Here is a 23257-nt window from a genome sequence, read left to right as displayed (position 1 = left end):
TCATCAAAAGTAATGCGGTTCAGGCAGGGAGGCGTTGCTCGATTGGCACGATGGCGAGTGCTGGCTATTTTCAGGTGATCAATTGGCTGCGGGCGCTCCGGGGGCAAGCTGATCGGCGGGGTTGTATCCGAAGACCTGACCCGCCGGCGCTTCGAGGTCAATCAGGACAATGGGCAAGAAGCGTCCGGTGACCTCGAAGTAATCGCGTTGGGCGAACTGAGCCTGTTCCAACCCTTTCGCGTTGTAGTGCGCTTTGAGGCTGTAATAGAACGCTTCAAGCGGGATCTGCAGCGGGATGTCCTGCGGCCAGGTCTGGATCATCACCTCGTTCCAGCCATCGCCGTTGGTGACGGTCGGACGGACGTCGATGTTGAGCTGGAACTGCGCCGGGTCGATATTGAAAGCACAGCTGCTGCGTGGTGTACTGGCGTATCGAGTTGCCCATGCCTGCACACTGGTGATGCCCAGCTCGTCACACATGTCGCCGCGCACGCGACAGGTGTCCAGCGGACGGCTGGTGCCGCCATCGAAGGGATAGGCGCACATCGCGATCAGCGGGTAAGCCGCAGGTGCAAAGCTTTCGCGAACCAGAAAACCCTGCGAATAAACCGGCTTGGTCAGTCCCGCATCCCTGCGTAGATACGTAAAGGAAACACCACCGTTGCCCACAGACGTAGGGCTGGGATTCCACATGTGAAAAGCCCTGGAAGCCGTGGTTCCGCGTAACAGAACACCATTGCAGAAGTACGCGGTTTTACCTGCCTGACAGGTCGACGCGGTCTGCTCATACCGCGTATTCAAGCGCGAAGCCACCTCGTAGCCGGTGTACAACTGATCTTGTTGTTGGAACCCGAACACACCATCAGGCGCCTGTTGCAGGTTCATGCGCAGGATCGGAAGCCAGTCCCCGGTGGCGATGAAGTAATCGCGCTGATCCTTTTGCGCACCGAGCAATGCGCCGGTCTGGGTGATGTCGTAAAACAGGGCCTGGATCGGGATTTGCCTGGGGGCGTTGGCGTCCCAGTTTTTGATCTGCAGCAGGTTGGGGCTTGCAGCCCATGTGCCACCGAGGCCTTGATGGGCAACCAGGCTGGCCTTGAACAGCAAGGGTGCCTGGCTGCTGAGCGAACATTGCATGTCAGGTTGCAGGCCCTGTTGCTGGAAGTGCGCGATCCAGCTCTGGGCATCGCTGACGCCCTGCGCGGCGCAGGAGGAAAGGTCCGGTTCGGTGCGAGCGGCCAGTGGGCCGCAGCCGAAGTCGGGACGGGTGCCCGTCATGGCGAACGTAAATGGATAGGCACACAACACGTCCAGCGTCTGAAATTTGCCGATGGCGGTGAAGGTATCGCTGAACACCACGCCGTTTTTCCGCGTCAGCTGTCGGGTGCCGAGGTCGGCGCGCAGATAACTGAAGCTTTCCGCGCCGAGTTGCGTGGCGATTTCACTGTGCTTCCAGAACTCGCCTGTCTCGGCGCTGCCGCGCACCAGAACGCCGCTGCAAAAGTACGCCGGGTGATCGCCCACGCAGTCGGCCGTGGTGTTCTGGTAGCGGTTATTGAGCAACTGCGCCACCTCCGGGCCGGTGGCAGCAAATGCCAGGTTGCTAAACAGCCAGAGGGGGAGCAGCCACTGTTTGAGCATCGAAATGGATTTGTTCATTTGGAAGACTCCAACGCTGTCGAGTGGGAGGACACAGGCTGCAACGCGTTCAGCGGGTTCGGCAGTGAGAGATCTGAAACATTTTGATCGGCGGGGTCATAGGTGAATTCATGACCGGCATCTGCAAGATTCAAATGCACAACTGGCAGAAAACGCCCGGTCTGCTGGAAATAATCGTTCTGGAAAAAAGCCGCATTGGCCTTTCCAGCCGCCGCGATGTAGAAAAAAGCTTCAAGTGGCAGTTGGGCTCCGATGTCTTGCGGCCAGGAGGCGATGACGACCTCGTTGTGCCGGGTCTGGTCGGCCTCTTTCAAAAAGGAACGCGCCACGATGCTCTGCTCGAACTGTGACTGACTGCCGTTGAAGCTGCAGCCAGTGCTCGTGTGAGAAAGCGTATAAAAAAGCGCCACCCATTGTTCGCCACTGCTGATGCCTTGTTCGTCACAAGGCCGGCTACGCACCGGGTCGTAACTATGTTCGTTGCAACCCTCTGATCTGAAGTCAGTCCCCCCATCGAAAGGAAATGCGCAGCGCAGCGTCAGCGGGTAAGCGGCGGGGGCTGCCAGCTCTTTCATGATCAAGCCCTGGTTCTTGCCATACACGAGTCTGGTTGCGAAAACATCGGACCGCGGGTAGGAGAACGCGACTGCGTTTCGCTGGGTGGAACCTGGACTGGGATTCCACGCATGAAACGCTGGCGATGCATCGGTGATCCGTATCAACACGCCATTGCAGTTGTAAGCGGCGGTATCACCGCGACAGGCTGCAGACGTATCGGCATATCGCGCACTCAATCGCGAAGCCACCTCATAGCCGGTGTACAACTGATCCTGCTGGTTGAACCCGAACACGCCATCCGGCGCTTGTTGCAGGCTCATGCGCAGGATCGGCAGCCAGTCCCCGGTGGCGATGAAGTAATCGCGCTGATCCTTTTGTGCGCCGAGCAATGCGCCGGTCTGGGTGATGTCGTAAAACAGGGCCTGGATCGGGATTTGCCTGGTGGCGTTGGCGTCCCAGTTTTTGATCTGCAGCAGGTTGGGGCGGGCAGCCCATGAGCCATCTAGACCTTGATGGGCAACCAGGCTGGCCTTGAACAGCACGGGCGTCTGGCTGCTGAGCGAACATTGCTTGTCAGGTTGCAGGCCTTGTTGCTGGAAGTGCGCGATCCAGCTCTGGGCATCGCTGACGCCCTGCGCGGCGCAGGAGGAAAGGTCCGGTTCGGTGCGAGCGGCCAGTGAGCCACAGCCGAAGTCGGGACGGGTGTCTGTCATGGCAAACGTAAACGGATAGGCACATAGCACGTCCAGCGTCTGAAATTTGCCGATGGCGGTGAAGGTATCGCTGAACACCACGCCGTTTTTCCGCGTCAGCTGTCGGGTGCCGAGGTCGGCGCGCAGATAACTGAAGCTTTCCGCGCCGAGCTGGGTGGCGATTGCACTGTGCTTCCAGAACTCGCCCGTCTCGGGGCTGCCGCGCACCAGAACGCCGCTGCAAAAGTACGCCGGGTGATCGCCCACGCAGTCGGCGGTGGTGTTCTGGTAGCGGTTATTGAGCAGGTGTGCCACCTCCGGGCCGGTGGCGGCGTAGAGATCACAGGTGCATCCGAACAGGGTCAGTAACAGGGCAAGCATTCGCGTCGTGCAGATTTGCATGCTGTCAGTACTCCCCAGGCGCTCGCGGAGTGATGCCATTGATCAGCGTCTGAGTCGAAGTTCCCTGCAAGGTCTGGTCGGCTGTGTCGTAAGTGAACGGACGGTGATCGGTGGTCCGCAGATTCATCCGCACAATCGGCAGGTAACGGGCGGTCTGTTGAAAGTAATCGCGCTGGATGAACTTCGCATTGTTCAGGGCCGCAGCGTTACCTGACAGGTAGAACAGCGCCTCCAGAGGAATTTGTTCGGGAATGTCCTGAGGCCACGCGGCAATGATGATTTCATTCCAGTTTTGTCTGGCGCTGGCGCTCATCACGGCGCGTACAGCGATGCTGAGCTGGAACGCTGCCGGCGTATTACTGAAGGCGCAGCTAGTCCCAGGACTGGCGGCGTACCTTGCTTGCCAGGTTGCCACAGTGGTGATGTTTTGCGACTCGCAACTGGCGCGACAACTGTCGGGAATTCCGCTGGTGCCCGCATTGGCGGGGTAAGAGCAGCGCAGGATCGCCGGATGTCCGGTGGGGGCGAATGACTCCTTGAACGTGAAACCCTGATTACCGGCCAGACCGATTGTGCCCACATCATCCCTGACATATGAAAACGAAACGCCGTTACGACCAACCGAATTCGGGCTGGGGTTCCACGCATGAAAGCCGGCCGAGGCGTCCGCTCCGCGAATCAGAACGCCATTGCAGTAGTAGGCGGGCGTGCCATTTGCACACGACGCAGCCACATCCTGGTACCGCGCATTCATCTGTGCGGCCACTTCATAGCCGGTGTACAACTGATCTTGCTGTTGGAACCCGAACACACCATCCGGCGCCTGGTTCAGGTTCATGCGCAGGATCGGCAGCCAGTCCCCGGTGGCGATGAAGTAATCGCGCTGATCCTTTTGTGCACCGAGCAAGGCGCCGGTCTGGGTGATGTCGTAAAACAGGGCCTGGATCGGGATTTGCCTGGGGGTGTTGGCGTCCCAGTTTTTGATCTGCAGCAGGTTGGGGCTTGCAGCCCATGTGCCACCGAGGCCTTGATGGGCAACCAGGCTGGCCTTGAACAGCAAGGGTGCCTGGCTGCTGAGCGAACATTGCATGTCAGGTTGCAGGCCCTGTTGCTGGAAGTGCGCGATCCAGCTCTGGGCATCGCTGACGCCCTGCGCGGCGCAGGAGGAAAGGTCCGGTTCGGTGCGAGCGGCCAGTGGGCCGCAGCCGAAGTCGGGACGGGTGCCCGTCATGGCGAACGTAAATGGATAGGCACACAACACGTCCAGCGTCTGAAATTTGCCGATGGCGGTGAAGGTATCGCTGAACACCACGCCGTTTTTCCGCGTCAGCTGTCGGGTGCCGAGGTCGGCGCGCAGATAACTGAAGCTTTCCGCGCCGAGTTGAGTGGCGATTTCACTGTGCTTCCAGAACTCGCCTGTCTCGGCGCTGCCGCGCACCAGAACGCCGCTGCAAAAGTACGCCGGGTGATCGCCCACGCAGTCGGCCGTGGTGTTCTGGTAGCGGTTATTGAGCAGGTGCGCCACCTCCGGGCCGGTGATGGCGTAGAGATGGTCGCAAACCATGAGCAATGTCAGCAGCAGAAGGACAGACACACGTTTGCTAGCCATTTCGTTCAGTCGTCACGTGATGTTGCGGGAAGGTTGGGAATCGCGCGGGACAAACTGGACATCGTCGTGTCCTGAACCGCTTGATCTTCAGGGGCGTAGCTAAAAACGTTTGCTGGAGCAGCGTCGAAATTAACGCGGATCAACGGTATGAAGCGGCCCGTAACCTGGAAATAGTCTCGTTGGATGAAGCGCGCACCACTAAGGCCATCTCCTTCTGACATAGAGGGGAAATTGACGGTGAATGCTTCTAGTGGCAGTTTTTCCGGTTGATCTTCTGACCAAGGTGCCATGATCAACTCATTCCAGCCGTAGGGATCGTTCGAGTGGGGGCGCGCGGTAGTGGCGAGTTGAAAGTTGGCCGGTTCGGTATCGAACGCGCACCCCAAAACGGGGGTTGCCGCATAGCGCCTGACCCATTCTTCAGATGTTGTGACACCGACTTCAGCACACAGCCCGACATGCGCCCTGCAAATATCTTGAGGGCCACCACCGGTGTGGGAATCGTTCGGGTAAAGACAGCGCACTTCCAGCGGCTTGCCGGTGGGGGCAAAGGATTCCCTGGTAATGAATCCTTGGGCTTTGAAAACTTTTTTGATGAGCGCATCGACGCGTGCATAGGTGTATGAGACCCCGTTACCGGCGATGGATTGGGGGCTGGGATTCCAGGAATGAAAGGCGGTAGAAACATCGGTAGTGCGTATTAACACGCCATTGCAGTAGTGGGAGGCTGTACCTCCCCGACAAGTGGGAGATGTATCTGCATACCGCGCATTCAAGCGCGAAGCCACTTCATAGCCGGTGTACAACTGATCTTGCTGTTGGAACCCGAACACACCATCCGGGGCCTGGTTCAGGTTCATGCGCAGGATCGGCAGCCAGTCCCCGGTGGCGATGAAGTAATCGCGCTGATCCTTTTGCGCACCGAGCAATGCGCCGGTCTGGGTGATGTCGTAAAACAGGGCCTGGATCGGGATTTGCCTGGGGGCGTTGGCGTCCCAGTTTTTGATCTGCAGCAGGTTGGGGCTTGCAGCCCATGAGCCATCAAGACCTTGATGGGCAACCAGACTGGCCTTGAACAGCGCGGGTGCCTGGCTGCTGAGCGAACATTGCTTGTCAGGTTGCAGGCCTTGTTGCTGGAAGTGCGCGATCCAGCCCTGGGCATCGCTGACGCCCTGCGCGGCGCAGGAGGAAGGATCCGGTTCGGCGCGAGCGGCCAGTGGGCCGCAGCCGAAGTCGGGACGGGTGCCCGTCATGGCGAACGTAAATGGGTAGGCACACAACACGTCCAGCGTCTGAAATTTGCCGATGGCGGTGAAGGTATCGCTGAACACCACGCCGTTTTTCTGCGTCAGCTGTCGGGTGCCGAGGTCGGCGCGCAGATAACTGAAGCTTTCCGCGCCGAGTTGAGTGGCGATTTCACTGTGCTTCCAGAACTCGCCTGTCTCGGCGCTGCCGCGCACCAGAACGCCGCTGCAAAAGTACGCCGGGTGATCGCCCACGCAGTCGGCGGTGGTGTTCTGGTAGCGGTTATTGAGCAACTGCGCCACCTCCGGGCCGGTGATGGCAAAGGCTTGGCTGTTGAACAGCCAGAGGCCGAGCAGCAGCGTTCTGGTCAGGGTCATGATGCTGTCCTTGGCTCGACTTCAGGCGCGTTTGATACCGACAACCTGATGGAAAGTCTCAACGTCATCGCCACGGGCATTGTCATTGACGTTCGAACCGTCCAGGTCATAGGACCAGGCGGTTCCCGCTCCCAAGGCGTCTCCTGTCCATATCGGGTAATGCAGCCAGCCAAGGTATACGGCCACTTGGCCGCTGCTGGGGTAATACAGTGACCAAAGGCGTTTGATCTGGGCCAGCGTGACCGGTTGCACTTTGGCTTGCATGCACAGAACCTTCATGCCCTCCCAGTCGGCTCCGGTGCTGAGAAAGTGCAGTTCCTGGATACCGCTGATCGTCATCACGTAACCTTGCGTCCGGTTCTGGGCATCTGTCGCCGTGATGGTGCACGCCCCATTGCGCAGTGCCGTGACCTCGCCGGACGTTGACTTGACGCTGGCAATGCGTTCGTCGCTGCTGCTGTACACGTACGGTCCCTGGCCCCACTTGGCCTCTCGGGTCATGCGCGCAAACGCGGGGATTTCCATGGGGGGCTTATCCACCGAGGCCACGTAGTTTTCAGCACTCAGGTCCAGGCGTGCATCGCTTTCGAACCCTGCGTCGAGTCGCAGCTCCAGGGTCAGCGATTCTTCAAGTGCCCCTTGATGGCGCTGAACCTTGTAGCGGATGGGCACGATGTTGTTGTCGTTGGCGATGAACTCTTTCGCTTGAACAATGAATTCCACATCTTTGCCCACTGCGCTCTGGCTGATGGGGATGTCGTCGGCGTAGTGATCGCCGACATAAAGGTAGACCCCGTCACGAAAGGCCATATTGTCGTAAGGGGTGATGCGCACCGTGGCGCCTGTGACGGGGAGGGTTTCAGGATTCAGTACGCCGTCTGGAGCCTCGTCCACTGAAGGCGCTTTGAGGGTGGGAGCTGTGGCAGACATGGTTTCACCTATTGAGCAGCAGTCGGCGGCGCTCCCGTGGGAGCGCCGGGCTACAGGGTTGAAGATCGCGCAGATCAGGGTTATCGGGAGGCGTAGAGCATCGCCCTGCGACTGGCTTTCAGTGCCAGCCCCCTTGTAGCAGCGGTGGCCAGGTAAGAGACCTTGCCTCTCAGAAGCTCCTGCACTGTGCTGCTGTCGCCACCGCCGCCAGCTACGCCCCAGGTGACAACACGGCCGTCGGACGTCAGGGCGGTGAACCCGGTGGTGTTGCTGTAAAGCGTCACCACGTTGATCAATTGATCCGCCACAGGCGTTGTATCCCCGCCCACCGTGACATCGCCCCAAGCGACCACCGTGCCGTTTTTGCGCAGTGCTGCGAACGCCTGGGAAGACCCACATACCTGCACAATGTCATCCAGAGTGGCGATGGGACCCGGCACCGAGCCGCCCTCTGCTGGCCTGCCCCATGCCACCACGCGCCCGTTGCCGCGACGGGCGGCAAAGGCGCGCCAGGTTGAGCTGACTTCGACAATATCTGTCAAGCCCTCGATCAGAGGGTCGATGGTGCCGCCATACTCCGGTGTGCCCCAGGCCACAACCTGGCCGGTGGCACGTCGCGCGACGAACGCCTGAGCGTTGGCGCAACTCAATTCGATGATGTCGGTCAAGACTGCGATGGCGGCAGGCACATCTCCGCCATAAGTGGCGTTGCCCCAACCGACAATCCGGCCGTTGGCCCGGTGTGCGGCGAAGGCCCCGAAGCTGCCGATCAATGTCTTGATATCGGTCAGCCCGGCAATTTCGCCCGGCACGCTTCCACCATTGGTTTCCAGCCCCCACGCCACCACGTGACCGGTGGCCCGCAACGCGGCAAACGCCTGCCCGGCAGACACCACCTGAGTAATGTCACTCAGTGCACTGACGGGGTCCGGTACGGTGCCACCATTGGCAGCGTCGCCCCATGCGACCACTTGCCCTGTCAACTTCAAGCCGGCGAAGGCGACGGAGTTGCCCACCACCTGTTTGAAGCCCAGAGGTGCAATACCGGCCATGCTGCCACCTTCGGCGGCGGTGCCCCAGACCACGACCGCACTGTTGGCGCGGCGGGCGGCAAAGGCACTGCGGGTGCAACTCACCTCGACAATGTCATCCATGGTGATGATGGTCGAGGGTATCGCTGCCCCGTAGGCAGCAAGGCCCCAGCCCACGACATCCCCCACATTGCGATGCGCAACATAGGCAGACTGCCCGGTGAGCGTTTGGTCATTGCCGTTGCCGAAGATGTTCGCCGGGTTCAGAGTCAGTGCGTCGTCCGTCGTGCGCACTTGCAGCGGCTGTTCCGGATGCGTGTCATACCAGGTACTGGCGGTCGTCCAGTGGCTGTCGTCCGGATATTTCCACTGCGCCTGCAATGGTTGGCCGCTTGTGGCATTGAACGCACTCAACACATGTGAAGCACCGGAGGACCTGTAGGTGCTGCGGTTGAAGCGGGCTCCCATGACTTTCAACAAACCTGCGCCAATCACCTCGCGGACATCGTAGACCGTCGGATCAGACGGTCCATCGGTCCCGCCTGCCTTGCGGGTGACCGTATAGGTGAGGGAAAGGCTGCGATCAAGGTTTTCGACAATGAACGCATGATTAACCCTGCCCACCGCCAGTTCGTTATCTTCCTGATCCTCCAGGACCGTGTGGGACTCTATGAATGTGGTATTGCCTTCCACTTTTATATGCACCTGATCGCCGGACTTAAGTGCGGCACTGGCTGCAATGATCACCGTAGCGCCCAGGGGGTAAACATCGTGAGGATTGATCTGGTCTTTTTGCGGGCCGCTGGCTTCCCGGAACGTGGCCACCGGCAGTTTCACGCCAGGCGCCGCTTCCACGCGCAATGTGTAATCCTCGCCGGTGGAGGTGCCACCTTCGAACAGCTCGACGTGATAACTGAGGGTGACGGTCTGGTTCAGGCTGGCCAGCACAATGGACCGAGCAATCCCAAACTCCACCTCCTTGCCCTTGTTGTTACCGGAAATAGTCTTGTCATAGTCCTCATTGACGCTGCCATCAGCGGTGCGCCACTTCATGTAAAAGTGATCGCCGGCATTCTCCGCACGGTTGGCGGCAATCAGCACGGTAGCCGAGACCGGCACGTCGGCCGGGTCGAGCACGCCATCAGGCGCTTCGCGTACTTTTGCCGGATCCAGCAATTGCTCTTGTGCCTGACCCACCGTGAATACCAACGGGTTTGAATAGCTGATCTTGCCCGTCGCAACGCGCAGAACCTGGTAGCGGACGGTGATTGTCTTGCCGCGGTTGGGTTCGATGTGCGTGGCAACGAACGCGACACTGAGAGTGATTCTCAGGTCCCCTCCGGCGGTCACGGCATTGAGTGTGATTGTGTTGCCTGTGGTGCCTGAGTTCTCGCCAGTCCAGGTGTAAGTCACTTGATCCTGAGACTGCCACGGAGATGCGATGGGCCGGGGGCAGGTGAGCACGCTGGTGCCAAAGGGCAGATCGTTCGGCTCCAGGGCGCCGTCTTTCTCACCCTCGACGCTTGGTTTGATCAGTTCAAACTGTGGCTCGCCCACCTGGAGCACCGCCGCGTGCACGGACTCCCGCTCGACGACCTGACCATTCTCGTCCGTCAGCAGAAGGTACCAAAACTCCAGGGTTCCGCCTTCGACGGTCTTGAGGTGTGTGCCTTCAACGACGATGAAGAAACCGTTGGGGTCGTCCGCTTGTTCGTCGTCCGGAACATGTAGGGGAATATCAGGCAGATAGGTGCTGCCGTCGGGACGGGTACCGAGCAAGAGCAGTTTGATACCGGTATCGGACTTGATGAGCTCGTCAAACGGTATGCGGATGCGGGTGCGCGGCAAATCGGGGTCGAGGGCGCCTTGTTGCGCATCTTCGGCAATCGGCGCCGACAGACGTTTGGCCTGCCCGATGACATTTACAAACTGCCCCCTGGATCGCAAGGGCTTGGAGCTGCCCGGACGTTGCAGCCAGAATGAGAAAACGATCTGGGTCTTGACCAGCTTGCGTACGGCTGCGATGGGCAGCTTGAAATCGTAATTGTGCGGGAGGTTGTCGATGGTCTGGGTGGGCGCAACGACTTCGATGGTTTCGCCCTCCACGGTGGTGCCACGCATCCGCACGTAGATGACGTCGTCAAGCTCGAACAGTGGGGGTTTGGCCGTGACCTGAACCGTGATGTCGTTATCGCCCAGTTTGTCGATATCAAGCACGTTGTTGAAGGCCTCATGGACGATAGGGGCGTCCAGCAAGTCCGTAGCCGTACTGACAAAGATGCGGGTTGCCTTGCTCCAGTCCTGCGATTGATTGCCGACGATGTCGCGCACCATGAAGCTGACCGCCAATCCTGTTTCGTTGGTGTCACCGGCACGCGCAATGACCTCAGGGGTGATTTCCACTTGGATGGGGTGGTTGGCCGGGTCGCTGATCTGTTCCGCAGTGACCGGAGTGGACTGCACCAAGAAACCACCCCAGCTCATGAAGATGACATCGCCCACGGCTATAAGCGGATACAGCAAGATGGTAATCAAGAAGCCTTTTTCGGCGATTGCCTTGTCCACGCCCTGGTCGATGATTGCCTGCGGGATCGACATCGACAGATTGGAGTGGCCATCCCCAGGGTCAGTGTCCTGGCCTCCGGGAAGTTCAAGTTTGACGTAGAGTTTGAGGGGCTGATCCGGGCGCTCTTCCTTCTGGCCGAATTGTTTTACTTCGTAGGTGAGCTCGTATGAGCCGGACTCCATTTTTTTTGGCGGTACCCATAAGGTAGAGGGCTCCCTGGTCTCGGCCGTATCTGCAATGGTGTGCTGGTCGACCTGCTCATGATTGAGAAACAGCTTGAGGCTGTCGCCGATAGCTTTACCGGGCCAGATGGGGATCTGGACTTGCAGGCCTTTCTCGGGAAAGTTGAGTCGTGCCGCCGCCAGGTTTATACCCCACCCGAGATCAGGCAGGATGGGCTGGGTACGCCCGGGGATTACCGGGTCTAGCAAGGACAGGGGGGCAAGGTTTTGCTGAGGCTGAGTGACCATGGTCAGAACTCCGGGCGAACTGTCGGGGACAAAGGACGTGGAGTTATTCAGCGCTGAAAGCGTCTCGGCTGGCTACTGTCAGAAATAACAGGTAGGAAGCTTTTTCTGACGAAAGGTCGTCGTCGATGTCAGTGGTTTCTGACTCGAAACCCTTGCGATAGAAGGGTGGCGTGTTGTTTTTGGATAAAACCGGAAATGTCGAGGAGATGGGGTCAGGATTTGTCCAGCGTCTTCTGGCGCAGGATATACACCGTCACCAGCACCGCACTGGTCAGCATGAACCCCCGCGCCCACGGCAGTGGCACCAGATAGCAGGAGAACAGAATGCTCGCCCACATCAGCCCGATCGCGTAGACCTTGCCCTTGAGTGGAATGCCATTACCGTCGAGGTAGTCGCGGATCCATGGGCCGAGTTTCGGATGTTCGACCAGCCAGCGATAGAAACGCGGAGAGCTGCGCGCGAAGCAGGCCGCTGCGAGCAGAAGGAAAGGAGTGGTGGGCAGGACCGGCAGGAATATCCCGATCACCCCCAATGCCACGCTGAGCCAGCCGATGGCCAGCAGGATGTAGCGCAACATCAGGGGGCGGTTGCCTATGGGGTTGTCCATAGGCCGGATCTTAGTGGTGACGTGGCTTGAGGATCGCCGGTTTTTCGTCTGGCGCCTGGCACAGCAGGTACAGCGCGGTCAGGGCTTCCGGGATCTGCACGATCATGTCGTCCATCAGGTTGGCGTCCTTGGCGATGTCTTCGAACTCTGGCTGTTCGTCGAACAGGCCCGAACCGACCATGATCGGCAGGAGCATTTCGCTGACTTCTTCTTCGGCGGTTTCGAACCAGGCGGCTTCACGCAGGAACACGCCTTCCATGAAACCGATGCACCAGCCGCGCAGTTCGGAGTCGTCCGGGTCGTCGCCCAGGTCCAGTTCGCACGGCAGCTCGAACTCTTCATCGGACGCCAGTTGACGGGCGATGTGCGCCTTGAGGCCGATCAGGGTGGCTTCGATCTCTTCGCGCTGCGCGTCGCTGCTGTAATGCGGCTCTTCGGCGAACAGGGCGTCGATCCACTCGCGCTCCGGCACTTCTTCTGCACAGATCGACAGCGCGGTCAGGTAACCGTGGGCGGCCACGTAATCCAGCGCCTCTTCGTGCAGCTCGTCGGCGTCGAGAAAGACTTGCAGGCGGGTTAGTTGCTCAGCGAAGGACATTACGGGGCTACCTTGGGGGAATAAACAATGCGGGAATTCTAGGCCTTCTTGAGCGCTCAAGCCAGCCGCACGGCAGATTTGCCCCGTCACGGCCTGGCAGATCCACCGCCTATCCCTGCAGGAGCTGCCGAAGGCTGCGATCTTTTGATTTTGTTTTTCAAGATCAACATCAAAAGATCGCAGCCTTCGGCAGCTCCTACAGGGGGAGCAGGGAGTTGTGTCTGGATGAGTCTTCTCAGCGGCACCCCCTGCCGGGGAGGGCTCGGGTATACTGCCGCGTTTTGCGCTCCCTGCTCGTATTGCGGTGGTCTGGCAATGCGCTCTTACGTTTTGTTTAAGCAGCTGTGGCTGTCCTGAACCAGCCTGTGCAGGGATGTTTCGGTAGATTTTTGGAGTTTCTATGCTCGAACAGGCTCAACGCGTCCTCAAGGACATCTTCGGCTACGACAGTTTCCGTGGCCGTCAGGGTGCAATCATTGAGCGCGTGGCCAGCGGCGGTGATGCGCTGGTGCTGATGCCTACCGGTGGCGGCAAGTCCTTGTGCTTCCAGGTGCCAGCGCTGTTGCGCGACGGCCTGGCGGTGGTGGTGTCGCCGTTGATCGCCTTGATGGACGATCAGGTCGCCACCCTCGAAGAGCTGGGCGTGGCCGCTGCGGCGCTGAACTCCACGTTGAGCGCCGAACAGCAGCGCGACCTCGCGGCGCGGATCAAGCGTGGCGAAGTGAAGATGCTTTATCTGGCGCCGGAACGTCTGGTGCAGCCGCGCATGCTGGCCTTCCTGCAAAGCCTCGAGATCGCCCTGTTCGCCATCGACGAAGCGCACTGCGTGTCGCAATGGGGTCATGACTTCCGTCGTGAATACCTGCAACTGGGGCAGTTGGCGGAGTTATTCCCGAATGTCCCGCGCATCGCCCTGACGGCCACGGCTGACAAGCGCACCCGCGAAGAAATCGTCGAGCGCCTGCACCTGCAGAACGCCGAGCGCTTCCTGTCGAGCTTCGACCGGCCGAACATTTTCTACCGCATCGTGCCCAAGGAGCAGCCGCGCAAGCAGTTGCTGGCGTTCCTTGCCGAGCGGCGCAGCGATGCCGGCATCGTCTATTGCCTGTCGCGCAAGAAGGTCGAGGAAGTGGCCGCATTCCTGAGCGAGCAGGGCTTCCCGGCGCTGCCGTATCACGCCGGTCTGCCCAATGATCTGCGTGCCTATCACCAGAAACGCTTCCTCAACGAGGAAGGCCTGATCATGGTTGCCACCGTGGCGTTCGGCATGGGCATCGACAAGCCCAACGTGCGTTTCGTCGCGCACCTCGATCTGCCGAAATCCCTTGAAGCCTATTATCAGGAAACCGGTCGCGGCGGTCGGGATGGCCTGCCGGCGGATGCGTGGATGGCCTACGGCCTGCAAGACGTGGTGATGCTCAAGCAGATGCTGCAGAACTCCGAAGGCGACGAGCGCCACAAGCGTCTGGAGCAGCACAAGCTCGACGCCATGCTCTCGCTCTGCGAAGAGACCCGCTGCCGGCGGCAGACCCTGCTCGCGTATTTTGACGAGGACATGCCCGAACCATGCGGCCACTGCGACAACTGCGTTGATGGCGTGCAGACCTGGGACGCCACCGAGCCGGCGCGTCAGGCACTGTCAGCGATCTATCGCACCGGTCAGCGCTATGGCGTCGGCCATCTGGTCGACGTGCTGCTGGGCAAGGACAACGAAAAGGTCCGCAGCTTCGGCCATCAGCACCTGTCGGTGTTCGGTGTTGGCAAGGCGCTGAGCGAGAGCGAATGGCGCTCGCTGTTCCGCCAGTTGGTGGCGCGCGGTCTGGCGGATGTCGATCATGAAGGCTATGGCGGCTTGCGCCTGAGCGACACCTGCCGGCCGCTGCTCAAGGGTGAAGTGACCCTGGAACTGCGCCGCGACCTCAAGCCGCAAGCCACCGCCAAAACCGCCAGCAAGAGCCCGGCCAGCCAACTGGTGCGCTTTGAGGAGCGCGAACAGTGGGAAGCCCTGCGTGCCCTGCGGCGCAAACTGGCCGAAGAACATGGCGTGCCGCCGTACGTCATCTTCCCCGACTCGACGCTGCTGGAAATGCTCCGCAGCCAGCCGACCTCGCTGGCCGACATGGCCCGGGTCAGCGGTGTCGGTGCGCGCAAGCTGGAGCGTTACGGCGAGGCCTTCCTCGAAGTGCTCGGCGGCGAGGCCGAAGCGCCGAAGGTGGTGGCCGACGTGCGTCACGAACTGATCACCCTGGCCCGCGCCGGCATGACCCCGATGCAGATCGCCGGGCAGCTGCAGTGCTCGGAAAAGAACGTCTACACCATGCTCGCCGAGGCCATCGGCAAGCAGCAGCTGTCGCTGGAACAGGCGCTGGATCTGCCTGAAGAGCTGATGGGCGAAGTGCAGGACGCGTTCCTCGACGGCGAGGGCGAGTTGCCGTCGGTCGCTGAAGTCGCCGAGCTGTTCGCCGGTCGGGTTCCGGAAGGCGTCCTTTACTGCGTAAGGGCTGCGCTGCAATCTGAATTCGAAATGTAAGATGGCGTTTGCGCCAACCGTCAGGCAGTTGTAACGATTCAGTACAGGTCGGCTCTTGCCTATAGCCAAATGTCATGCTTAGCTGACTAATAATTAGTTTTTCTCTATTTGTCAGTCTACTCATGAGTGTTTTATGCCGTTAACCGATCAACACCGCTTTGGCATGCAACTGGCCCAGATGTCCCGCGGCTGGCGTGCCGAACTGGACCGCCGGCTGGCGGGTCTGGGGTTGTCCCAGGCGCGCTGGCTGGTGCTGCTGCATCTGGCGCGTTTCGAAGACGCACCGACCCAACGCGAGCTGGCGCAAAGCGTCGGCGTCGAAGGCCCGACCCTCGCGCGCTTGCTCGATAGCCTGGAGAGTCAGGGCCTGGTGCAACGCCAGTCCGTGATGGAAGACCGCCGGGCGAAAAAAATCGTTCTGTGCGCGCCGGCGCTGCCGCTGATCGAACAAATCGAGACCATTGCCACGCAACTGCGCAGCGAACTGTTCGTCGGTATCGATGAGGCGGATATGAAGGTGTGCATGCGCGTTCACGGGCACATTCTGGCCAACCTGGAAAAATCTTGAGGCATAACTGCGCGCCGCTTTTTTGAGGGATTGCGCTGAGCAGACTATAAGAACTACTGGGCAATATCGTGTTCGTACCGGATGTGCGAACGCATAGAAGTCGGTTTTGCTTATTTAAGGGATGCTCATGCTCGCAAGTCGGCACGTGGTACTGCGCGGTGGCGCCAAATGGCTGCTGGTCGCTGGCGTATTCAGCTATTCGACCTGGTCGATGGCTCTGGGCCTGGGGGACATCACTGTTCACTCGGGCCTCAATCAGCCGCTCAAGGCCGACATCGCGCTGGTCGATGCCGGTGGCCTCAGTACCAGCGACCTCTCGGTGAGCCTGGCCACGGCCGATGAGTTCGGCCGGGCCGGGGTCGAGCGGGTGTTTTTCCTAAACGACCTTCAGTTCGCGCCGATCCTGCATGGCAATCGCCAGATGATCCGGGTGACCTCGCGCAAACCGGTCAAAGAACCCTTTCTGAATTTTCTGCTGCAGCTCAATCAGCCCAACGGCCGCTTGCTGCGCGAGTACACGGTGCTGATCGATCCGCCCGGTTCGCCGAACATCGTGCCGGCCACGGACGAGCCCGAGCCACGCCCGCAATCTTCTGAATTTCCCGCCGTTGAACCCGCCACGGCGGCGCCCCAGGCTGCCCAAGGCAAGCGCGACGTCGCACCTTCTGCGCCAGTGCCATCCACGCCTGCCGCACCGGCCAACGCGGCACTGACCGAGCAGTTGGCGGCCAGCGTGCTGCAGAACCAACAATTGCAAAAGACCGTCGATGAGCTGAACGCGAAACTGCAGGCGCAGGATGCCCAGATTGCCGATGGCAAAAAACAGGTCAGCGATCTGCAAACGCGTTTGACCGAGCTGCAAAAGCCGCCGGCACCGGCCATCACGCCGCCGGCACCTGCGCCAGCGCCCATCGCGCCGCCAGCCGAAGACGAAGGTCTCAACTGGCCGCTGCTCGGCGGTTTGCTGCTGTTGCTGGGATTGTTGGGTGGCGGGCTATTGATGCGCCGTCGCCGGCAACAGGCTCAGGATGTTGCGCCGCTGGCGATTGTCCCGGCAGGTCTTCCCCCGGACCTGGATGACACACCGGTCGCCCCCTCGGCCGGCATCAGCGCAGCACCCGAGCATCGTGAAGAACCGGCGGCGGGTGATGTGCTGGAGGCGGTGGGCATTTACTTGGCCTATGGGCGCCTGAACGAAGCCGTCGGGCTGTTACGCAATGCCTTGGACAAGGAGCCGGAGCGCGCCGATCTGGGGGTGCAATTGCTCGAAGTGCTGGGGCGCCAGGGTGCCAGCGCAGAATATGAGCAACAGGAACACCGGTTGCGCGGGGCGGGGGTTGATCCGCAGCAACTGGAGGCGATTCGTGCGCGGCATCCGAAGCTCAACAGTGTGGCTGCGATAGCGCCAGTGTTGCCTGTCATCGCCGCTGCACCGATTGCGGCGGCACAACCGGCGCCGGAGGATGAATTCGAGTTGAATCTGGGTGAGCTGTCGATGGCGTCCAGTTGGGATCTGGAGGACGGCCGCGCGACAGCCGATCAAACTTCAGCAAGCCCCTCCGCGTCGGGTTCGAGCCTTGAGATGTTGCCGACGGACTTCGAATTGCCCGAAAGCGTGAGTGACGAGGCCGAGCTGGAATGGATCCCCGAGCCGGACGCGCAGCCGCTGGACGATGACTTTCTCAATGCGTTCAGCGATCCACCGTCTTCACTCACCCTGGAGCCGCTGACGTTGCAGGAGCCGGAGCCGGCTGGCGGCTCGGAGAAACTCGAACAGGCGCAGACCTGCATCGATGACGGCGACATCGACAGCGCGATTGCCTTGCTCAATGAACTGCTCAAGGAAGGGGATGAGCCGCTCAAGCAAACGGCCAGAACCCTATTGGCCGGTATCCGTTGATCTGAGTGTCATGCGCTGCTGCGGTGCCCGTCCTGACGCCTTCGCGAGCAGGCTCGCTCCCACTGGGGTACGTTTTCCCCGTGGGAACGACGGTGCGACGATTCGACCTGCTCGCAAAAGTGGTTAGAACGTCTGCCCCAGGTTCAGATAAACCGCCTGCTCATTCGCATCGTTCAAGCCATAGGTGAAATTCAACGGCCCCAGCGGCGTATCGAAACCGATGAACACGCTGGCGGCGTTGATGTAGCCGCTGTCGAATTCATTGTCGTTGTTCCACGCCCGGCCCCGTTCCAGCGAGGCGCCGGCGTAGAGCGGGAAGTCCAGCGGCAGGTACGAACGCGGCGTCAACCGGCGGTAATACACCGCGCGCATCAGGCTGACGTTCTGCCCGGAAATCGAGTCCTGGCGGAAACCCGAGAGCTGTCGCGCTCCGCCGAGCAGGAAGCTCGAGGTCACCACATTGGTATCGTCCAGCGTACGGCCATAGCGCCCACCGAGAATCAGCGTATCCGGACCACGGCTCATGGCCTTGTCCAGTTTGAACTCCCACTGCCGGTAGCGCGTGTCCGAGCCCAGGCTCGGTTCGAATTGCAGCAATGTCAGGCTGATGTCCTTGCCCTCATGGGGGTAATAGACGTTGTCCAGCGAGTCGAACGAATATTTCAGCGAATAGAAGCCTTCGTTGAAGTGTTCGCTCGGCAGGTCCTGGTCGCCAATGCGCACGTCGGCCTTGCCCCAGGCCTCGCCCACGCCAAAACGCACTTCGCCGTTATTGCCGATCTGTCGACCGACATTCAGCGCCAGACCGTAGCGTTCGACCCGGTACTGGGCGACCGGATCATTGTCGAGCACCGCATCGACGTTCTGTGCCTCGAAGACCACCGAGGGTGCGATGAAATAGCGCGAGCCGACATCCAGCGGCTGGTAGAACTCGCTGTACAGCTCCTGTTTGTCGCCGATCTGCGCCCGGGTCAGCCATTCGGCGCCGAGGCGGTTGATGCCGTTGATGCGGTAGCTGGCGCCGAGGTTGAAGGCGCTGGAGCCACGCATGTCGTCCGACAGGTTCAGGCCCACCCGCAGGTAATCGGTGCCGCTGCGCTTGCCTCGCGCGCTGATCACCAGGGTGTGATCCTGGCCCTTGTGCACCACGCGATACTGCACCTGCTCGAAGTAGTCCAGGCCGTACAGCGTGCCCATGTCCGAGTGCAGCCGGCCGAGGTCCAGCGGCTCACCGATGGGCTGCCGGATGTAATAGCGAATCACGTCGTCGCCGACTTTCGAATCGTTCTCGACCTTGATCGCGGTGATGATCGGCGTGCGCTGCCCCGGAGCGCGGGCGGCAGCGAGTTCGGCGTCCTGGGATTGTTGGGGTTTGAGCAGGGCGAGACGCGCATCGAGAATCCGCGTGGCGCGGTAACCGGCGTCGATCATTTCCTGGGCCTTGCCGAAATCGGTGACGCCGAATGCCGCCAGCGCCGGCTGGATCAGCACGTCCGACGGCTTGAGGGCTGCCAGTTGCTCTTCGGAGTTGCGCCGGGTCATCAGGGTGATCGACTGGTTCAGCACGTCGACCACGGTGCTCAGTTGCTTGCGGTTGCGCAGCGGGGTACCGATGTCGACCACGATTGCTACGTCGACGCCCATTTCCCGCGCGACGTCGAGCGGAATGTTGTCGGTCATGCCGCCGTCCACCAGCAGTCGCCCGTCCAGTTCGACCGGGGCAAATACGGCCGGGATCGACATGCTGGCGCGGATCACCTGCGGCAGGTGGCCTTTGCGGAACACCACTTTTTCGCCGTTGGCGATGTCCGTGGCGACGGCGCGGAACGGGATCGGCAGTTTGTCGAAGTCCCGGGTATCACTGGTGTGCGCCAGCAGGCTTTCCAGCATCAGCGCCAGGTTCTGACCCTGAATCACCCCCAGCGGCAGGCCGAGGCTGCCGTCATCGCGAAAACTCAGTTGCTGTTTCACCAGAAAGTCGCGGTCGTCCTGCTTGCGGCGAAATGGCACGTCTTCCCGGGGTGGCGCGTCGGACAGCGCCTGTTGCCAGTCGATGTTCAGCGCGAGTTTTTCCAGTTCATCGATCTTGTAGCCCGAGGCATACAGGCCGCCAACCACTGCGCCCATGCTGGTGCCGGCAATCGCATCGATCTTGATGCCTTGTTCTTCCAGTGCCTTGAGCACGCCGATGTGCGCCAGGCCACGGGCAGCACCGCCGGACAGCACCAGGCCGACTTTCGGGCGAGGCGTTTCGGCAGCATGAACGCTGATATCAACAAAAAACGGCAGGAAGCCCAGCAGCAGGCAGAACAGCAATCGGCGCATGGTGAGTCTCGGGGCAAGCGATAAAGCCGGCTATTATAGCGGCGCCCTCTGTCTCAGGAGTTTCAGCGAACATGACCGTCGCCAAAGCGGAAATCGTCATCACCTATTGCACCCAATGCCAGTGGCTGCTGCGCGCCGCGTGGCTGGCGCAGGAGCTGCTCAGCACCTTTGGCGATGACCTCGGCAAGGTCTCGCTGGTGCCCGGCACCGGCGGGGTATTTCACATCAGTTGCGACGACGTGCAGATCTGGGAGCGCAAGGCGGACGGCGGTTTCCCGGAGGCCAAGGTGCTCAAGCAGCGAGTGCGCGATCAGATCGACCCTGACCGCGACCTCGGTCACAGCGACCGTACTCAGTGAGCCGCGGCTTCGGCGGCGACGGCTTTTTTGCTGGCGCTGCCTGACATCCGCGCCGAGACCACGATGGCGACGATGATCAGCGCGCCGCCGAGGAGCATGCGCAGCGTCGGGTTTTCATCGAACAGCAGCCAGGCGATGGTGATGCCGTAGACCGGTTCCATGGCGAACACCACGGCGGCGGTGCGTGCCTTGATCACCGCCAGGCTGGCGACGAACAGGCTGTGGGCGACGCCGGTGCAGAAAACCCCGAGCAGGCCGATCCACAGCCAGTCCAGAGCCCGCACTTCGCTGAGCTGTGGGGCGGCGACCGGCAGCAGACACAGCGCCACCACCACGTTCTGACACAGCGCTGCCTGCACCGCCGGAATACGCCCGGAGCTGGCGCGGTTGGTCAGCGAGAGCAGGGCGAACAGCAGGCCTGACAGCACCGCCCAAAGCAGGCCGGTGGTGGCACCGCTGGCGAGGTCGAACGCGGGGGTGACCAGCACCAGACCGACACTGACCAGCACAACCAGCACGATTTCATTGGCGCGGATGCGCTCGCGGAAAATCAGCCCTTCCAGAATCACCGTGAACGCCGGAAAACTGGCAAAGCCCAGCGTCGCGATCGCCACGCCGGCCACTTTCACCGCGATGAAAAAACTCACCCAGTGCCCGGCCAGCAACACGCCGCTGAGTGCCAAGCGCCGCCAATCGACCGCCTGCAGTTTCTGCCAGCCGTGTTGGCTGGCGAAGCGGGCAAAGAAGGCCAGGGCGAGCACGGCGAACGCGGCGCGTCCGAAGACGATCACCGCCGGCGACGCGGCAGCGAGTTTGCCGAACACACCGGTCAGGCCGAACATCAGAGCGCCGATATGCAGGGCGCCGAGGGCGGTACGCGGAGTCATTGCAATCCTTCTTGAGTCTGTCGATACACAACACCATCACTGTAGGAGCTGCCGCAGGCTGCGATCTTTTGATCTTGAAAAGCCAAAATCAAAAGATCGCAGCCTGCGGCAGCTCCTATAGGGGAACATGGGAGACATTGAAGCGTGTTGCGGCTCAGAAGTCTGTCGGCAGGCTATCGTCTTTTGTTGTAGGAATCGCGCCGAAGTCGTCCGGGCGAGGCACCGAATTCGCGCAGGACGGCGGCGCAAAAGGCACTTTGCGAACTGTAACCGACACGACTGGCGATCTCGCCGACGGGCAGGGCCGTCTCGCGCAACAGGCTGACGGCCTTGTGCAGGCGGCGACTGCGGATGTAATCCATCGGCGTCTGCCCGCATTCGGCCATGAACCGGGCGTGCAGGCGCGCGCTGGACAGGCCGGCAACCCGAGCCAGATCGGCGACTTGCAACGGATACGCGGCGTATTGATCGATGTGCGCATCCAGCGCCGCGTAAGGCAGGTGGCGGTGGGCGAGTTCAGCGGGGCGGGCGTGATTGAGGCTGGCCAGCAGCAACACCGCGCCTTGCTGGGCGATCAGCGGATCGCTGACCGGGCTGTTCGCCAGCCAACTGACCAATTGGCTTTGCCCCGCGTCGAGGGACAAGCGCGCCGGTTGATCGAGCAGGCGGCGACTGGCGTCGGCATGGTTGCCGAGGGAATCGCGCAGCCATTGCTCGTCCGGGATGTCCATGACCAGGCAACGGCTGCCGTCAGGGCTGCCGCAGGCGTGATGCGCGCCACTGGGGACGACCACGAAACTCTGCTGGAGCACCTGACTGCCACAGCCCTCGACCTCGAAATCCAGCGCACCCGACAGGCCGAACACCAGTTGCGCGTGGTCGTGGCTGTGTATGATCAGGTCGTGGGTGTATTGGCGCAGGGTCAGGATCGGACGCATGGCAAAGTCTCCGGGCAGGCCGCCAGTCTACACCGGCGCGCCGGGTCTGCGCTGTCACAGGACTGACGCACAGTTGTCATGGCCGATTAACCCGGCAGGCGCACTCTTGCGAAAACATCGCAGAGGGTTGCCCATGACCAGCGCCGAGCTCGCCAGACCCAGCCGTAAACAACGGGTGCGTACCCTGTGGATTTCCGACGTGCACCTGGGCACGCGCGATTGCCAGGCCGAGCACTTGTCGCAATTTCTCAAGGGCTACCACGCCGACAAGATCTACCTGGTGGGTGACATCATCGATGGCTGGAAGCTGCGCGGTGGCATGTACTGGCCGCAGGCGCACACCAACGTGATTCGCCGCCTGCTGACCATGAGCAAGCGCGGCACCGAAGTGATCTACGTCACCGGCAACCACGACGAGTTTCTGCGCCGTTATTCGAAGCTGATCCTCGGCAATATCCAGTTGGTCGACGAGGCGGTACACGTCACCGCGGATGGCCGGCACCTGCTGGTGATTCACGGCGATCAGTTCGATGTGATCACGCGCTATCACCGCTGGCTGGCCTTCCTCGGCGACTCGGCCTACGAGTTCACCCTGACCCTCAATCGCTGGCTCAACCACTGGCGTGCCCGTTATGGCTACGGCTACTGGTCGTTGTCGGCGTACCTGAAACACAAGGTGAAGACGGCGGTGAGTTTCATCAGCGACTTCGAAGAAGCCATCGCCCATGAATGCGTCAAACGCGAATTGCACGGCGTGGTCTGCGGGCACATTCACCATGCCGAAATCCGCAAGGTCGGCGAGGTGGACTACCTCAATTGCGGCGACTGGGTGGAGTCGTGCACGGCGTTGATCGAGCACTGGGACGGCACGATCGAGCTGTATCGACTGGCGGATGCCCAGGCGCGGGAGGCGCAGCTCAAGGCGGCCAACGTCGCTGAAATCGCCTGAGTCTTCGGTTGTCAGGGAGGGCCTCAGTTGGAATGCGATCGACTGTAGGAGTGAGC

General features: G+C 61.0%; 16 protein-coding genes. 5 read left to right on the top strand and 11 right to left on the bottom strand.

The genetic code is table 11. The features are described 5' to 3' along the window. Positions 1-78: 78 nt before the first annotated feature. The 8 genes from HBN98_RS01100 to HBN98_RS01065 all read right to left on the bottom strand — a co-directional run bounded on the left by HBN98_RS01100 (position 79) and on the right by HBN98_RS01065 (position 12745). Entirely contained in the window at positions 79-1659 is a 1581-nt protein-coding gene (locus tag HBN98_RS01100) for a hypothetical protein (RefSeq protein ID WP_083366642.1), read from the bottom strand. Beyond that, positions 1656-3311 (bottom strand): hypothetical protein, encoded by a 1656-nt coding sequence (locus tag HBN98_RS01095; protein ID WP_175581923.1) that lies wholly within the window; start codon positions 3309-3311, stop codon positions 1656-1658. Before HBN98_RS01095 ends, HBN98_RS01100 begins: the two co-directional genes overlap by 4 nt. A 4-nt stretch (positions 3312-3315) precedes the next feature. Continuing rightward, the gene (locus HBN98_RS01090) at positions 3316-4920 is read right to left on the bottom strand and encodes a hypothetical protein (protein WP_083366641.1); all 1605 of its coding nucleotides are present in this window, start codon (positions 4918-4920) and stop codon (positions 3316-3318) included. Positions 4921-4925: 5 nt separating this feature from the next. Beyond that, positions 4926-6542: a hypothetical protein gene (locus tag HBN98_RS01085; RefSeq protein WP_175581922.1), complete on the bottom strand. Its 1617-nt coding sequence runs from the start codon at positions 6540-6542 to the stop codon at positions 4926-4928. 21 nt (positions 6543-6563) lie between these two features. Then, positions 6564-7436, bottom strand: a complete 873-nt coding sequence (locus HBN98_RS01080; RefSeq protein WP_231989357.1) for an Ig-like domain-containing protein — start codon at positions 7434-7436, stop codon at positions 6564-6566. Between the two features lie 116 nt (positions 7437-7552). Then, positions 7553-11539, bottom strand: a complete 3987-nt coding sequence (locus HBN98_RS01075) for an RCC1 domain-containing protein (protein WP_083366639.1) — start codon at positions 11537-11539, stop codon at positions 7553-7555. Positions 11540-11751: 212 nt separating this feature from the next. Next, a complete protein-coding gene (locus tag HBN98_RS01070; RefSeq protein ID WP_064586516.1) occupies positions 11752-12147 on the bottom strand; it encodes a YbaN family protein in 396 nt (131 codons plus the stop codon). Between the two features lie 10 nt (positions 12148-12157). Then, positions 12158-12745, bottom strand: a complete 588-nt coding sequence (locus tag HBN98_RS01065; protein WP_064586517.1) for a UPF0149 family protein — start codon at positions 12743-12745, stop codon at positions 12158-12160. A gap of 400 nt (positions 12746-13145) precedes the next feature. Between HBN98_RS01065 and recQ the strand changes: the two genes are divergently transcribed. The 3 genes from recQ (at position 13146) to HBN98_RS01050 (ending at position 17743) form a co-directional block, all read left to right on the top strand. Further along, entirely contained in the window at positions 13146-15275 is a 2130-nt protein-coding gene (gene recQ / locus HBN98_RS01060; protein WP_083366638.1) for a DNA helicase RecQ, read from the top strand. Positions 15276-15408: 133 nt separating this feature from the next. Next, positions 15409-15843: a MarR family transcriptional regulator gene (locus tag HBN98_RS01055; protein WP_064586519.1), complete on the top strand. Its 435-nt coding sequence runs from the start codon at positions 15409-15411 to the stop codon at positions 15841-15843. A gap of 127 nt (positions 15844-15970) precedes the next feature. Then, positions 15971-17743 carry a type IV pilus assembly protein FimV gene (locus tag HBN98_RS01050; protein WP_083369362.1) on the top strand — a complete coding sequence of 591 codons (1773 nt, stop codon included), beginning with the start codon at positions 15971-15973 and terminating at the stop codon, positions 17741-17743. A 123-nt stretch (positions 17744-17866) separates the two neighbouring features. On the opposite strand, the gene HBN98_RS01045 is transcribed toward HBN98_RS01050, so the two are convergent. Beyond that, entirely contained in the window at positions 17867-20068 is a 2202-nt protein-coding gene (locus tag HBN98_RS01045) for a patatin-like phospholipase family protein (RefSeq protein ID WP_083366637.1), read from the bottom strand. Positions 20069-20139: 71 nt separating this feature from the next. Between HBN98_RS01045 and HBN98_RS01040 the strand changes: the two genes are divergently transcribed. Further along, positions 20140-20427, top strand: a complete 288-nt coding sequence (locus tag HBN98_RS01040) for an Rdx family protein (protein WP_083366636.1) — start codon at positions 20140-20142, stop codon at positions 20425-20427. Here the strand turns inward: HBN98_RS01040 and HBN98_RS01035 are convergent. Next, positions 20421-21314, bottom strand: coding sequence for a DMT family transporter (locus HBN98_RS01035; protein ID WP_083366635.1), 894 nt, complete (start codon positions 21312-21314; stop codon positions 20421-20423). The two genes, HBN98_RS01040 and HBN98_RS01035, sit on opposite strands and share 7 nt — an antisense overlap. Positions 21315-21487: 173 nt before the next feature. Beyond that, entirely contained in the window at positions 21488-22252 is a 765-nt protein-coding gene (locus tag HBN98_RS01030; RefSeq protein ID WP_083366634.1) for an AraC family transcriptional regulator, read from the bottom strand. A gap of 133 nt (positions 22253-22385) precedes the next feature. On the opposite strand from HBN98_RS01030, the gene HBN98_RS01025 reads away from it, so the two are divergent. Further along, positions 22386-23201 (top strand): UDP-2,3-diacylglucosamine diphosphatase, encoded by an 816-nt coding sequence (locus tag HBN98_RS01025; protein ID WP_064586524.1) that lies wholly within the window; start codon positions 22386-22388, stop codon positions 23199-23201. Positions 23202-23257: the final 56 nt, after the last annotated feature.

Origin of the sequence: Pseudomonas koreensis (assembly GCF_012986595.1) — a bacterium.
GTDB classification, from domain to species: domain Bacteria; phylum Pseudomonadota; class Gammaproteobacteria; order Pseudomonadales; family Pseudomonadaceae; genus Aquipseudomonas; species Aquipseudomonas koreensis.
Note: the sequence above shows the minus strand (reverse complement) of the source record. Positions and strands in the feature narration are given on the sequence as shown.

Bases quoted from the DNA above. Each gene is read 5' to 3' on its own strand.
- HBN98_RS01050 (WP_083369362.1), top strand. From the start codon at position 15,971: ATGCTCGCAAGTCGGCACGTGGTACTGCGCGGTGGCGCCAAATGGCTG.
- HBN98_RS01085 (WP_175581922.1), bottom strand. From the start codon at position 6,542: ATGACCCTGACCAGAACGCTGCTGCTCGGCCTCTGGCTGTTCAACAGC.
- HBN98_RS01090 (WP_083366641.1), bottom strand. From the start codon at position 4,920: ATGGCTAGCAAACGTGTGTCTGTCCTTCTGCTGCTGACATTGCTCATG.
- HBN98_RS01030 (WP_083366634.1), bottom strand. From the start codon at position 22,252: ATGCGTCCGATCCTGACCCTGCGCCAATACACCCACGACCTGATCATA.
- HBN98_RS01070 (WP_064586516.1), bottom strand. From the start codon at position 12,147: ATGGACAACCCCATAGGCAACCGCCCCCTGATGTTGCGCTACATCCTG.
- HBN98_RS01035 (WP_083366635.1), bottom strand. From the start codon at position 21,314: ATGACTCCGCGTACCGCCCTCGGCGCCCTGCATATCGGCGCTCTGATG.
- HBN98_RS01040 (WP_083366636.1), top strand. From the start codon at position 20,140: ATGACCGTCGCCAAAGCGGAAATCGTCATCACCTATTGCACCCAATGC.
- HBN98_RS01075 (WP_083366639.1), bottom strand. From the start codon at position 11,539: ATGGTCACTCAGCCTCAGCAAAACCTTGCCCCCCTGTCCTTGCTAGAC.
- HBN98_RS01100 (WP_083366642.1), bottom strand. From the start codon at position 1,659: ATGAACAAATCCATTTCGATGCTCAAACAGTGGCTGCTCCCCCTCTGG.
- HBN98_RS01025 (WP_064586524.1), top strand. From the start codon at position 22,386: ATGACCAGCGCCGAGCTCGCCAGACCCAGCCGTAAACAACGGGTGCGT.
- recQ (WP_083366638.1), top strand. From the start codon at position 13,146: ATGCTCGAACAGGCTCAACGCGTCCTCAAGGACATCTTCGGCTACGAC.
- HBN98_RS01095 (WP_175581923.1), bottom strand. From the start codon at position 3,311: ATGCAAATCTGCACGACGCGAATGCTTGCCCTGTTACTGACCCTGTTC.
- HBN98_RS01065 (WP_064586517.1), bottom strand. From the start codon at position 12,745: ATGTCCTTCGCTGAGCAACTAACCCGCCTGCAAGTCTTTCTCGACGCC.
- HBN98_RS01045 (WP_083366637.1), bottom strand. From the start codon at position 20,068: ATGCGCCGATTGCTGTTCTGCCTGCTGCTGGGCTTCCTGCCGTTTTTT.
- HBN98_RS01055 (WP_064586519.1), top strand. From the start codon at position 15,409: ATGCCGTTAACCGATCAACACCGCTTTGGCATGCAACTGGCCCAGATG.